We start from the raw sequence: 13,628 nt of genomic DNA on the forward strand, positions 1-13,628 counted from the left end.
ACGCCGTCTCTCCCAGAGGGCGAGAAACGAAATCGGTTGCCATCGGTGGGCCAGGAATCGTTTTATTGTTCCGCACGTTGCAGCCTGACCTTTTCCGCGGCACCGTCCATCGAAAAGTTGACGGACCGTAGGGTTGCGGTGAGAATAGAACCGCCGCGTGATCTGGCCGCAGCGGTGAGGACAGTTCTCTCCCCCCTCATGAACGACCCGTTATGAATTTCAATCGACACGAGCTGATTGCGGCGATCCTATTGGCCGCATGGTGTTGCGTGCCCTCGGGGGCCTTCGCCGATGAACCCAAGCTTGAAACGGCAACGTTCGGCGGCGGGTGTTATTGGTGCGTGGAGGCCGTGTTTCAGCGGATTAGTGGTGTCAGCAATGTTCGGCCCGGATTCATGGGAGGACGAATTGAGAATCCGACGTATCGCCAAGTGCTCACGGGACGGACCGGTCACGTCGAAGTGATCCAATTGGAATTCGACCCCGATGTGGTCACCTATGAGACGTTGTTGCAGGTCTTCTGGCGCACGCACGACCCGACCACGAAGAACCGTCAAGGTCCAGACGTCGGACCACAGTATCGGAGTGTCGTCTTCACCCACACGGATCAACAGCGAGACGTCGCCCAACAGTACAAACGATTATTGAATCGGCAAAAGGCTTTTCAATCGCCGATCGTGACGTCCATCGAACGAGCCAGCACGTTTTATCCTGCGGACTCGGATCACGAAGACTACTTCAACCGCAACCCCGACAAGCCGTACTGCCAAGCGTATATCGTTCCAAAACTGAAAAAGTTACAGGAACTCTTTGCCGACCAGCTGAAACCCGATCCGGTAAGCAGCACAGGCGTTCAGTAAGCAAACAACATGCCTCGCGCGTCGGGTTCGATCCGAATCGGTATCGAGATGAACGAGAAGCCAACGATCGAAACCACTTCGTTTTTCGCAACCGTCTCGCTGCGAACAATGATGCTGTTTGTTGCTGCCTCTGCGATGTGCTTTGGTCTCACCATCACCGATATGCGGGAATATGGGGCATTCGCACCGTTCGCCGTGTTCACTGCAATGATGACACTTCTCTCGCTGACCTGTGTGCTGTGCGCCAGCTTGGCAGACGACGTCTGGCGCGATCCCGGCGTAACGTTCGTGGCTGGAATCTATGGGTTGCTGTGTTATTCCGTACTGATTGCATTGTTGTTGGTTTGCTAACCTGCCAGCCGGAGCCCAATGTCACTTCCTTTGGCTCTAAAGATGTTAGCGGAACGGCGCGAGCGGCCTGTCACGCATCAAAAACACCGTGAAAGACCGGAGGGCTCGCGCCCTACCGCTAACAAAGACACTCCGCTTGGCGTCAAAGTAAGTGACATTGATTCGGAGCCCCCGGTGAGTGCCGTCGGCTCACTAGCCGACTCGCCCTCTGACGATCGTTAGTTCCAGACAAAACTCTGGAGCACCAGCAGGACGGTCAGTAATAATGCGATGATCCAGCCAATCACGGTGAACGTGGTCAGCAGTCGTTGCTTCCGACGGGACTCGGGCGTCCACTCGACCTTGGATTGCTCGTCGATCAGCTTGTCCTTCAACACGCCTTTGACGAACGCGGCTTGTCCCGTGGTGGCACCGCTGGCGGCAAAGTAGCAGCCGCTGAAAAAAAACGAATCGTCTTTGTCGCCGCCGGCACTCTCCTCGCTCGACTCACAGCCGAATGCCTGTCCCAGCACCATCCGCAGTCGTGGTTTCAATTCGTGTCGGATCTTGCAAGTCAACGCGTACAACTTTCGGTTCCCACGTTGCTGGGCCAGTCCGTCCTCCCGGCTGAACAGCCGGTACACCCAGTCTTCGAATGCATCGCACAAGCGATCGCTATGGGTGTTCAATTCGTCGGGCGTGGGACGGCTGCGAAGATCGAAACGGCCACCCAGTCGTCGCGACAACAAACCCGATTGCAAGCGACGAACCAACTCGATGAACCCCTTGTCCTGTTCCAGGCCGACGATCACGGCGGTGACCGGCGACCGCACGCCCATCGTTTGTTGGATCGTTTCGATGTCGCTGCGGGCGGATTGGGCGATGGCCGAAAGTTGTAACGGACCGACGCGTGAAAGTTCAAATGGGATCAAGGTCACGGCACCGTTGATGCCGCACCTCGGACGTCGAGCGCGCTTGAGCAACTTACAGACATAGCGCAAGCGAGGGATTTGGTCGGATGTGTCCAGCGACGCCGGCAAGGCGACTTTTTTGTTGCCGCTGCTGCGAGGCATGGCCAACGGAGCCCCGGACGATGTCGTCGCGGTGACGTGGGGCGGCGACGGCGTCTCGGCAGCAACCGGTGCGCGAGGGGCAGCGGCAGCCGCCGGCGAAGACGTCGCGGACGCGGGAGCCGGCGTGGGGGCTGCACTGGGTTGGCTGGGCGGGTACTGATCAAACGAAATCGTCCCCTCGTACCGCGGTGCCGGTCGCAGGGCGTCACCCATCGCCGCGGCTGGTGCTGGGGGACGCGGCACTTGCGGCTGGGGCGTTTGAGGGCGGGGCGGCGTCGGGATGTCAAATGCGGATCCACGCGGCGGCAGCGAGGCTGATTCTCGCGCCGCCCCTGCCAGCGGTGACGAGTCCATCGCTTGGTTCCCGATTGTGCCCAGGTACGTCTGAGCTTGTGCCGGCTGCCGATCGGGCGGTGTCGTTTGCGGAGCCGGACGCATCGCCGATTCCTTCTGCAGCGTCGGCGGTTGCGATTTGGCGGCGGCCGGTGCGGGAGGTTTGCCGGGGGCGGCACGCTGTATTTTCTGGATGCCGATCGGGCTGGGCGACGCATCGGGCGCGGCGTTTGGAGCGGCCCCCTCACTGCGGCGCGCGATCCGCCGCGATGCGACGTTCATCGAAGACGGTGCCCAACGCCCCATCAACGCGCTCAGTGAGCTGGCGCCGGGGCAAAACAGGTAGATCGCATCGGTGCTCATGTACCACTGCAAGGCGTGACTGACGCCTGCCGCTTCCGGCACGCCGTGCACCGGCAGCTTGGTCTCCAACGCTTCCATCAAACCCTGTTCGGCTTGGTCGTCGGACGATCCCAGGATCAAGAAGATGGGATAGTCCGATGGAGAAACACCCTTTGCCTCAAGCGCCGCGATCCCAGCTTCCCAGGCACGGTCGATATCCGGGAATTCACCCTCGATCACTTGATTCCAACGCCGCATGCCCCAGTACAGCACGACCGGAATCAGAATCACCAGTGCGATTTCGATCACGATGTGGGTCATCGAGACCGCGTGAATCAAGCGGACGCTTTGGGAACCGAACAAACGGAAGATCCAAACGATGATCAACAGGATCACGAGCGCCAATGCCGTCACGGCGGCCGATTTTCCGGCCAGCGTCGTGGGCAAAAAACGACGATGCAGCGGAAGTTTTTTTTCGGGCGGCGGTTCGTTGGACATGGTCACTATCGTTAGCGGTTACCGTGACGTCTGTCATCAGGTTCGGAAGAAGGAAAGGGCGAGCAATCCGGCGAGAATGGTTGCCAACAGCCAAGGCCAAACGAGCCGGGCGCGCGTCCAGTGCGGAACCGCCGGCACCAGGTTCCGTTCGCATTCCTGTCCCGCGGTCGCGTCATTCCAGCGTTGTCGTGCCTGGCCGACGGCGTTTCCATATTCGCCGGCCCAAGCCGGCAGATCGACCGCCAAGCCATGTTTGTCGATCAACATCCGATTCAATTTGGGGTCTCGATACAGACCGCGGAACCCCAGCATCACGCAGACATAAATCAGCTGCAACGCGTCATCGGATCCGGCATTGAGCGCCGTCGTCGCGTTGACGTAGTACAAGTCATTGCAGCGTCGCGTATTGAACAAACTCCATTCCAGCACGTTGTCACGCCACCAGTTTTGCCCCGACCAGATGTGGGCATCGACCAGCATCTCATCGATCCACGTCACCAATGCATACTTCGCCAGTTCCCAGTCTTCGGTATAGCCGGAAAGTCGACTGTCAGCCTGTTGCAGCAGGCCCTCTAACGTCCGTTTCTCTTCCGCCGGAGCGATCTCCACGCCTCCATCGATCCGCTCCATCAGAGAAAACGCGTGAATCAGGATCGGATCGACGGCGTCGGCAAATCTTGGCGTCATGTCTTACGTGCGGATGGCGAAAAGGGCGAATCGAAGTCGGGCGCGATTGCCGTCGGGGGTCACGACGTCCAAGTGTCTTGCGCCGGTCAGTTCGTCATAGTTCCGCACCCGCATCGCAACCGACTGAGTGCGCCGAATCTCTGGCCATGCCGGCGATTCGTACTCGTCTTGGGAAACCTTGTAATACGTCCAGTACTGTCGCGAGGGCAAATCGGGGATGGTGGTCGTGACGATCTCGCGGCCCAGTCCGTTCTGGCGGACGTGAAAGAAATCCTCGACCTGATCGGCGCTGGCGAAGACCCAATACCATTCCGGAGAACGCTCCAGCAATTCGCGCAAGTTCGACTCGCTCGCACCACCGCGTTCGACGCCCAGGTACCATTCCCAATCCGGGTCGAACCATTCCGGGCCCAACCGGGCCTGCATCGTCGATCCGTAGCCCTCGAAGTTGGCGCGCAGGTATTCATCGAACTGCGTGGCGTACAAAATGCCCAGGATCTTTTCGCGGATGTCGGCAAAGATGAACCCTAAGTTGTCGTGATCGTACGGCTCCACTTCGATGGCGCGTCGCTCGGGGCCGAAGATCGACAACCGACCCAGGATCCGGGCCAATTCCATGTAGGCGTCGAAGGGGTGCACACCCAAGGCCGGGCCCATCACGTCCAACGTGCTGTACGCCTCGTTCAAACGGTCCAGCATCGACACGCGACCCGAATCGGCCGGTTCCAGACTGTGACGGCCGACACTCAACTGGCGGACCGGTTCGCTGAGCGTGTCCATGTTGCCGCTCAACACGTCGCGGATCCCTTGCACATAATGGCGGCGCAGGTAGGGCCAGGAATGGGTCGCCAGGATCGGCGGGATGTAGTTTTCATCGATCACCGGTTGAACCTCGCGCTCACTGGCGCTGCGGACCCGCGCGATCGGCAGCACTTCGTAGCCGGCGGTGTCGCTGCCGACGATCAACCGCAAATTCAGACGCCGAAATTCGATCGGTTGGCCGCTGTCTTGGCCGTTTTCGTCCGGAACGGTTGATTGGATGCGGGTGAAACGCGCGAATCCGTTGGTGGAATCTCCGCTGACGTTCTCGCCGCCCAGGTTCAACTTGGGGACGCCGATGTAAATCATCAACGACGTTTCGGACTCGGTCGCCGATTGGGCTTCGAACGCCGCCTTCAAATCCACCTCGAGTTCCTGGCCGCTGTCCAAGCGGATCAACGTGCCGTCGCGCAAGCGGGCATCAAGCTCTTCGACGCGGAAGTGGCCGCTGGCCAAGGCGTCTTTGCTGTACTGAAACGCGTGCAGACCATAACCATAGGGATGATCCCAGCTTTCGGACGTGTGCGACAGTTCCAACCAGTGTCGATCAGCTGCCTGTAGATGGTGGGGCCGCACAAACAGCCCTTGATACCAGTGCACGCGTGGATTCTTCATACGTCGGTAACGCCTCTGTTATTCATCAAGTCGACCCATCTTGTGAGACTCCGGCCCATTATGCGCCATCCGCTGATGGATCTCCTACAGCAGTCGTCGCAAAGTCTTTCCGTCCAACAACACCTGGCAAACCGGACCCGGCGTTCAACGTTTCTGCCGTGAAACTGCTGATCCTCCCTTCACGGACATGATTGCGTGTTCCCGACCGGCCCGTCATCGGCATCCTCCTTGCCCAATATCCGTTCCCACAGCCCAATCGGGCAGGAAATCAAGCTGCCGTTCGGTAATAACCGACAAATCTTACCCAATTCACATGACCGTAAAGATCCGAACGTCCGATAAATCGACAGAGACCAACCGACATCGACCGTCCTGGCAGTGGGGTCACACCACGTTGCCCGTCGGCCAGGCTGAGGTTTAGACCCACGAATCCTCCAGAGACACTCACCATTTCAGTGACGAATCCTCTGCACGTTCCGTTACGACTGCTGATCTGGCTGCTGCTCGGCTGCACCCTCGCGGCAGTCCACTCCGCGGACGCTCAGAGCCCGTCACCCGTGGCCGGTCAGACCTCGACGCCACTGTCTTCAACCCAGCGGTCTTCCACCGATCCCGACGCCCCGTTTTCGTGGACCATCGACGAACCGGAGCCGGTCGAAGGGCTGCTGCTACCCCAGCAATTGTCGCCTCCCGTCACCGTGGGCACGATGCCCGCGACACTCAGCACCACGCCGCATTCGCTCGGTCATTCAACGCATTCGCGCAATCCCTCGCCCTCTGCGACGACGCGACCGCCCTACGTCAGGATTGCATCGCCCGATCCGCTGGATCATCTTTCGGCGATCGACGGCCAGCCCGCGGTCGTGCTGGCCCAATCGGACTCGGCGCTGCCGCCGCCCGATCGCGGCGCAATGGCGGCGAAAGCCCCCGAAGGCTCGTCGAGCACCGCAGGCGAACCGGTTTCACAGCCGTTCGTTACGCCCGATACGGCGCGGCCCCGGATCCTGTTTCAACCGGCCGTCCCCAGTTGGGATCCTGCCGCGGGAACGATCTTGAAACCGACCGTTCACCTCGCCGATGATCCTGGGACCGAGATCCTGCCGACACCCAACGCCATCGCGACGGAAATGGTTCCGTCGACGTTGCCAGTTGAAGGCGATCGAATTCCGATCGCAGAAAACTTACAGCCCGATCCCGTCTGGGTTCCTTCCGCTGCCAGCGATCGGTTCGAAACGTTCCGCAATCGAAGACGAAAACCCTTGGCCACGCTGTTCGAACGAACCGCCAGGGCGATGCGCAGCCAAGCAGGACGCGATGTCGGTGTGGGCGTCGAGCGGTTGCCGTTTGCGTTGTTCGAAATCGATGCCTCGCAACCGTCTAACAATTTTCGTCTGCGCTTCGAGTCGGCGCGCGATTGGGAATTCGCCGACCGCGTGGAATACTTTTGGTCGCGAATCGGTAAGAAAGGGCCCGAGTTTACCAACCCACTGACGTTTGAACCCTCGGTCGATTACCAGGACATTCGCTTGTCCTTCGAAGTCGGCGGCAGCAAGTTTTCCGCCACCACCGAGCTGCCGTTACGTTTCATCGATCCCACCATTCTGAGTAATACAGGTGGAATGGGGGATATGGCAATCACAACCAAGACCGTGATGATCGACGGCGATTCACTGCAGCTGACGCAGGTCTTGCGGAACCAGTTGGCGACCGGATCGGCCAAGCGTGGGCTCGGCAACGGACACGTCTCGATGGAGCCGGGGTTTGTCGCAAGTTATAAGTGGAGTGATCGCACGCTGATTCATAACGAACTGAAACTATGGTTTCCGATCGGCGGCGAACCGGGGTTTTCGGGGCCGGTGTTAAGATACGGCATGGGGTTTGCAAACGTTCTGTATGACAGCGACACGTTTGCGATTCTTCCCACGTTTGAGCTTGTTGGTTGGTCTATCTTGACGGGGCAGAAATCCGTCGGCTTGCCCAATCCTCAAAGCATCGACGGCGAAAATATTATTAATCTTTATCCCGGCTTGCGGATCGTTCGTGATCACGGACGACTGTTTGAACTGGGGATCAACGGCGGCGTCAGCGTGACCGAGCGGCATTGGTATCGCAGCGTGTTGCGACTGGATCTGCGCTGGACGTTCTAGCGATTGATCAACCTTTTCCGCTCGGGGATTGCCAAGGACGCTCGATGACTGACATCCGTCACCGAATGACTTGCTCTCACAAAATGCATCGTCCCTGGGACGATCGTCCCGGTGCGACTCAAGCCCGTGGCACCCGTTCGCCGAAACAACAGCTTCGCTTGCTGTCGCTGCGATCGCGATGGAATGGCCTTGAGACGATTTTTTTCCCACGTTACACATTGGCGACTGTAGGAATTGTATCTTGAGTGGTATCACCGGAGTTTTCCTTCCATCCAACCGAGATGGGGTAAATCGTGACTGCCATTCTTTCTGGTCGACTGCCGCATCGTTATCGATGTCCTACGGTTCCCAAGTCCGACGCTCGACGCCTCACGCGTTTGAGACACTCTAGCGACGTGGCGGCGTCGTTTCGCACCGACCTCGGTGCTATCGTACCTACATCCAAGTCGCTCTCCGGAAAATTGTAAGCCAGATGGATCTAACGGATCTCGAAACACTCCTTGCGCCGATCTCCGACGAAGAGCCCTGTGGTCCGGACTTGGAATACGATGCCGAGTTCGGCGAAATGGAGCGCGCCGCACAGAGCACGGCCGAACAACAGTACGGCGACACCGTCGTCGCGGCCGAGCCGCCGGACTGGAAGGACGTCAAAAAGCGGGCCGAAGCCTTGTTGTCCCGCACCAAGGACATGCGAGTCGTTGCCATGTTGGCGCGTGCGACGCTCCACCAGGATGGCGTGATCGGTTTCTCTCACGCATTGCATCTGCTGCGCAGCTATCTCGAAACGTTTTGGGAGACCGTGCATCCCGAGTTGGATCACGAAGACAATGACGATCCGACCTACCGCACGAACACGTTGATCACGTTCTGCGACGAACAGGGGATCATGAAGGACTTGCGTGACGCGCCGCTGGTCGCATCGCGTACGGTCGGTCGCTTCTCGCTTCGCGACGTCGAACATGCCCGCGAGGCGGAAGATAAACCGGCCTCGGACGACGAGTCCGGCTCCAGCCGTCCCTCGCTCGGCGTGATCGACGCGGCGTTCAGTGATGTCGACGTGGAATCGATCCAGGCGACCGAAGAAGCGCTCCGTCTGGCGGCCGAGCACGTCGACGCGATCGAGAAATTCGTCACCGAGCAGGTCGGTGTCAATTTTGCCGTCAGCCTCGCTCCGCCGCGGTTGTTACTCGAAGAGATGCACAAGTATGTGGTCTCACAACTCGAGCGACGCGGTGTCTTTGCCGACCAACCCGCAGCGGACGGTGAAGGCGAAGCGGACGGTGACGGCAGCGGCAGCGGCGAAGCGGCCGCCTCCGGCGATCTGCCCGCCGCTGCGGCGGCACAGGGATATCGCGTCAACGGCAAGATCACGTCGCGCAAAGACGCCATCAAGGCGTTGGATGACGTTTGTGATTTCTATGAAGAAAACGAACCGTCCAGCCCGTTGCCCCTTTTGATTCGACGCGCCCAACGACTCGCCTCCAAGAGTTTCTTGGACATCCTTCGCGATCTGGCCCCCGATGCCGTCTCCCAGGCCGAGGCGCTCGGTGGAAACAAACCGGATCTTCCCCAGACGAGCGGCGAATCCGAAGAACCGGCCGCAGACAATTCATCAACTTGGTGACCCCACAATTTCAACAGCGGCGGCAAGTGATCGCCCAAATTTTTCCGCAGGAGTAACAGATGGCTAAAGCTAGCGCTCAAAAATTTATTGCGAGGAATCGAGCTCCTCGCGTGCAAATCGAATACGACGTGGAAGTCTACGGTGCCGAAAAGAAGGTTCAGCTTCCCTTCGTGATGGGTGTGCTGGCCGATCTGTCGGGAAAGCCTGAGGAACCGCTCGCCCCGGTCGCTGACCGCAAGGCGCTTGAGATCGACGTGGACAACTTCGATGAACGAATGAAGTCCATGAAACCTCGCGCCGCATTCCAGGTGCCCAACACGTTGACCGGCGAAGGCAACATGGCCGTCGACCTGACGTTCGAGAGCATGGATGACTTTTCGCCCGCGGCCATCGCCCGCAAAGTCGATTCGCTCAGCAAACTGTTGCAAGCCCGCGAACAGCTCTCCAACCTGCTGACCTACATGGACGGCAAAGACGGTGCCGAAGCCTTGCTCGCCAAGGCCCTGAAAGATCCCGCCTTGCTGCAATCACTCTCCGCCGCTCCGAAAGCGGACGGCGACGACGCTGAAACACCCGCCAACGAGGAGTAATTCATAATGAGTACCGACGAAGCCGCATCCGCTGGACAGGCCGAGGGCGCAACCCTCGAAGCAAGTGAGTTCTCTTCGCTGTTGCAGAAGGAATTCCGCCCCAAATCCGACCAAGCCAAAGAAGCGGTCGAAACCGCCGTCCAAACGCTCGCCGAACAGGCGCTCGCGCAGACGTCTCTGATCTCCGACGACGTGTTGGCATCGGTCGAAGCGATCATCGCTCAGATCGATTCCAAGCTCAGCGAGCAGATCAACCTGATCCTCCACAACGAAGACTTCCAAAAGCTGGAAGGTGCGTGGCGTGGGTTGCATCACTTGGTCAACAACACCGAGACCGACGAGATGCTCAAGATTCGAGTGATGAACATCTCGAAGAAAGAGCTGCACAAGACGGTCAAGAAGTTCAAAGGCACCGCCTGGGACCAAAGTCCGATCTTCAAGAAGATGTACGAAGAAGAGTACGGTCAATTCGGCGGCGAGCCCTACGGCTGCCTCGTCGGCGACTACCACTTCGACCACAGCCCGCCGGATGTCGAATTGCTCGGCGAAATGGCTCAAATTTCGGCCGCCTGTCACTCACCCTTCATCGCCGGCGTCTCGCCGACCGTGATGCAGATGGACAGTTGGCAAGAACTGACCAATCCGCGCGACTTGACCAAGATTTTCCAGACCCCCGAGTACGCCGCTTGGCGATCACTGCGGGAATCGGACGATTCCAAGTACATCGGCTTGGCGATGCCACGCTTCCTGTCACGCTTGCCTTACGGTGCCGCATCCGATCCCGTCGATGAGTTCGCCTTTGAGGAAGACACCGACGCGGCCAACAGCGAAAACTATTGCTGGGCGAACGCCGCCTACGCGATGGCGACCAACATCACGCGTTCATTCAAAATGTACGGTTGGTGCTCGCGCATTCGTGGGATCGAATCCGGTGGTGCGGTCGAAGGGCTGCCCTGTCACACGTTCCCGACCGATGACGGTGGAGTCGACATGAAATGTCCGACCGAAATCGCCATCAGCGATCGTCGTGAAGCGGAACTCGCGAAAAACGGTTTCATGCCGCTGATCCATAAAAAGAATTCCGACTTTGCCGCCTTCATCGGTGCCCAGTCGTTGCATCAACCGGCTGAATACGACGATCCCGATGCAACCGCCAACGCCAACCTGGGTGCACGGCTGCCGTACCTGTTCGCCACCTGTCGGTTCGCGCACTACCTGAAGTGCATCGTACGTGACAAGATCGGCAGCTTCAAAGAACGCAAGGACATGCAGCGGTGGCTCCAAGATTGGATCAACCAGTATGTCGACGGTAACCCCGGTACATCCAGCGAAGACACCAAAGCCCGTAAACCTTTGGCAGCCGCCGAAGTGGTGATCGAAGAGGTCGAAGGGAATCCAGGCTATTACACGTCCAAATTCTTCTTGCGTCCGCATTATCAATTGGAGGGGCTTTCGGTTTCACTGCGACTCGTCTCGAAACTTCCTTCGGCCAAGGGTGGCTGATCGATAGCTCCGTGGCGTGTAGACTTTCGCACGTCGCGAAGCGGTAGACTTCGCGACGTTTTATTCATTGACTGGCACTCGACTGCAAAAGGGAATCACTATGGCTGTAGACATGTTTCTGGACATCACCGGTGAGATTCAAGGAGAATCTCAAGACAAAACCCACAAGGACGAGATCGACGTTCTCGCCTGGAGTTGGGGGATGTCACAATCCGGCTCGTTTCACGCCGGTGGTGGTGGCGGTTCCGGCAAGGCGAGCTTCCAAGACATCAGCGTGACCAAGTGGCTCGACTCGTCGTCTCCGATCTTGATGGTGTACTGTGCAAACGGTGATCACTTCACCAACGCCAAGTTGACCGTTCGAAAAGCTGGCAAGACGCCGTTGGAATACTTGATCGTCCACATGAAGGATGTTCTGGTGACGTCGGTCCAGACGGGCGGGTCCGGCGGTGAAGACCGACTGACCGAAAACATTTCGTTGAACTTCCGCGAAGTGAAGGTCGAGTACAAAGCCCAGAAGGCTGACGGAACGGCCGCCGCGGCGAAAGAGTTCATCTGGAATATCGCCGAAAACTCCGCGTCGTGATCGGCTGATCGCGTTTGATTGATTCAGCGGGGTGAGCCTGTCTATTGCATGCTCGTCCGAAGGGTCGATTCGCCAGCCACGAGGTTTCTTGCCCGGACGCGGTTTCCGATCGCGCATCCGGGGCAGGCCTCCTGACATTTCGAGCGCTGAGTCTCTCGGCGCCGTTTTTCCTACACTCGATTGCCGTCGCCGTTTGACCGTTTGACGTCGGCGTCTCTCCTATTGGATCGCCTCAAATGCTCGCCGAAGGATACCTCCGCGATGGCAAATTGGATGATGCCTTCGCCGAACTCAAAAAGGCCGTCCAACAAGACCCGGCCAACGACAAGTACCGGGTCTTCTTGTTCCAGATGCTGACCGTGCTCGGCAAGTGGGACAGTGCGCTCAGCCAACTCGAGATCGCGGGCGAACTGGACGCCGGAAACCTGGCGATGGTGCAAGCCTATCGCGAAGCCATCAAGTGCGAAAAAACGCGCGGCCGCGTTTTCGCCGGCCAGACCTCGCCGATGATCTTCGGCGAACCCGATCGCTGGTTGGCCTTGATGATCGAAGCGCTCAAACTGGCTGCCAACGGGCAACACGCCAAAGCCGAGTCGCTGCGCACCGAGGCGTTTGAATCCGCCCCCACAACCGCCGGGACCCTCGAACTGACCGGCGATCATCGCCACGAATTCGATTGGATCGCCGACGCCGATCCGAGGCTGGGTCCCGTGCTCGAAGGCCTGCTCAACGGACAGTATTACTGGATCCCGTTTCACCGCATCGCACACATCGAAATCGAAGCACCCTCGGACCTGCGTGATTTTGTTTGGACCCCCGTGCATTTCACCTGGGCCAACGGCGGAGAATCCTTTGGCATGATTCCGACCCGCTACCCCGGGTCCGAATCGATCGAAGATCCCCTGGTCCGGCTTTCCCGAAAAACCGACTGGCTGCCCGTCGCGGACGCCGACAGTGAACTTGCGATCGGGATCGGACAACGCATGCTCGCCACCGATGCCGATGAATACGCGTTGCTGGACGTGCGAAAAATCACCTTGAACGTGGAACCGGAACCCGACGAGCAGGCAAAACCTGACGAGGACCAATCTAGCGACGTTCCAAGTGGTGATGACTGAGCACCATGGCAGACCTGAGTTCTCAAGAACGCCTGTTTCCTTCGCTGTTGGATCGTCTGACCGACGACCAAGCGGGAACCAGAGTCGAATCACGCGACCAACGCGTGTTCTCGATCCACAAGTTGCGCGCCGCCGTTTTGCGTGACTTGGCGTGGCTGATGAACACCTGCCATCTGGCCGCCCACCAGGATCTGACTGACTACCCCGAGGTGGCCAAATCGGTCATCAACTATGGCATCCCGGATCTGACCGGTAAAACCGTTTCCGGATTGCAGGTGTTCGAAGTCCAGCAGGCGCTGCGTCAAGCGATTTTGGATTTCGAACCCCGAATCCTTGCCGACACGCTGGAAGTGCGAGGTGACAAGGACCCCGATTCGCCACTGTCAAACTCACTGCAGTTCGAGATCGAAGGCGAACTCTGGTCCAGGCCGTTTCCCGAACGTCTGTACCTGCGTTCGGAGCTCGATCTTGAGACGGGCACCGTCAATATTCACGAAGCATAA

General features: G+C 58.8%; 12 protein-coding genes. 9 read left to right on the top strand and 3 right to left on the bottom strand.

Translation table 11 applies throughout. The features are described 5' to 3' along the window. The first annotated feature begins 212 nt into the window (after window positions 1-212). Both msrA and NZK35_RS22950 read left to right on the top strand, forming a co-directional pair. Window positions 213-860 (top strand): peptide-methionine (S)-S-oxide reductase MsrA, encoded by a 648-nt coding sequence (gene msrA, locus NZK35_RS22945; RefSeq protein ID WP_259634860.1) that lies wholly within the window; start codon window positions 213-215, stop codon window positions 858-860. Between the two features lie 48 nt (window positions 861-908). Next, on the top strand, window positions 909-1,211 hold the full coding sequence (locus tag NZK35_RS22950) for a hypothetical protein (RefSeq protein WP_259634861.1): 303 nt from the start codon (window positions 909-911) through the stop codon (window positions 1,209-1,211). Window positions 1,212-1,429: 218 nt separating this feature from the next. Here the strand turns inward: NZK35_RS22950 and NZK35_RS22955 are convergent, their stop codons facing one another. The 3 genes from NZK35_RS22955 to tssK are packed head-to-tail and all read right to left on the bottom strand — an operon-like array spanning window position 1,430 to window position 5,542. After that, window positions 1,430-3,436 carry a type VI secretion protein IcmF/TssM N-terminal domain-containing protein gene (locus NZK35_RS22955; protein WP_259634862.1) on the bottom strand — a complete coding sequence of 669 codons (2,007 nt, stop codon included), beginning with the start codon at window positions 3,434-3,436 and terminating at the stop codon, window positions 1,430-1,432. Window positions 3,437-3,472: 36 nt separating this feature from the next. Beyond that, window positions 3,473-4,123, bottom strand: coding sequence for a DotU family type IV/VI secretion system protein (locus NZK35_RS22960; protein ID WP_259634863.1), 651 nt, complete (start codon window positions 4,121-4,123; stop codon window positions 3,473-3,475). 3 nt (window positions 4,124-4,126) lie between these two features. Beyond that, on the bottom strand, window positions 4,127-5,542 hold the full coding sequence (gene tssK, locus NZK35_RS22965) for a type VI secretion system baseplate subunit TssK (protein WP_259634864.1): 1,416 nt from the start codon (window positions 5,540-5,542) through the stop codon (window positions 4,127-4,129). 470 nt (window positions 5,543-6,012) lie between these two features. On the opposite strand from tssK, the gene NZK35_RS22970 reads away from it, so the two are divergent. From NZK35_RS22970 to tssE, 7 genes are all read left to right on the top strand, one after another. Continuing rightward, window positions 6,013-7,704 carry a hypothetical protein gene (locus tag NZK35_RS22970; protein WP_259634865.1) on the top strand — a complete coding sequence of 564 codons (1,692 nt, stop codon included), beginning with the start codon at window positions 6,013-6,015 and terminating at the stop codon, window positions 7,702-7,704. Window positions 7,705-8,176: 472 nt separating this feature from the next. Beyond that, entirely contained in the window at window positions 8,177-9,328 is a 1,152-nt protein-coding gene (tssA, locus tag NZK35_RS22975) for a type VI secretion system protein TssA (RefSeq protein ID WP_259634866.1), read from the top strand. A 59-nt stretch (window positions 9,329-9,387) separates the two neighbouring features. After that, window positions 9,388-9,918, top strand: coding sequence for a type VI secretion system contractile sheath small subunit (gene tssB / locus NZK35_RS22980; protein ID WP_145385844.1), 531 nt, complete (start codon window positions 9,388-9,390; stop codon window positions 9,916-9,918). Between the two features lie 6 nt (window positions 9,919-9,924). Beyond that, window positions 9,925-11,421: a type VI secretion system contractile sheath large subunit gene (tssC, locus tag NZK35_RS22985; protein ID WP_259634867.1), complete on the top strand. Its 1,497-nt coding sequence runs from the start codon at window positions 9,925-9,927 to the stop codon at window positions 11,419-11,421. 100 nt (window positions 11,422-11,521) lie between these two features. Next, window positions 11,522-12,007 (top strand): Hcp family type VI secretion system effector, encoded by a 486-nt coding sequence (locus tag NZK35_RS22990; RefSeq protein WP_259634868.1) that lies wholly within the window; start codon window positions 11,522-11,524, stop codon window positions 12,005-12,007. 236 nt (window positions 12,008-12,243) lie between these two features. After that, complete coding sequence (locus NZK35_RS22995) at window positions 12,244-13,125, top strand: type VI secretion system accessory protein TagJ (protein WP_259634869.1); 882 nt, start codon at window positions 12,244-12,246, stop codon at window positions 13,123-13,125. Between the two features lie 5 nt (window positions 13,126-13,130). Next, window positions 13,131-13,628, top strand: coding sequence for a type VI secretion system baseplate subunit TssE (gene tssE / locus NZK35_RS23000; protein WP_259634870.1), 498 nt, complete (start codon window positions 13,131-13,133; stop codon window positions 13,626-13,628).

The organism is Stieleria sedimenti, assembly GCF_025060895.1.
Taxonomy (GTDB): Bacteria; Planctomycetota; Planctomycetia; order Pirellulales; family Pirellulaceae; genus Stieleria; species Stieleria sedimenti.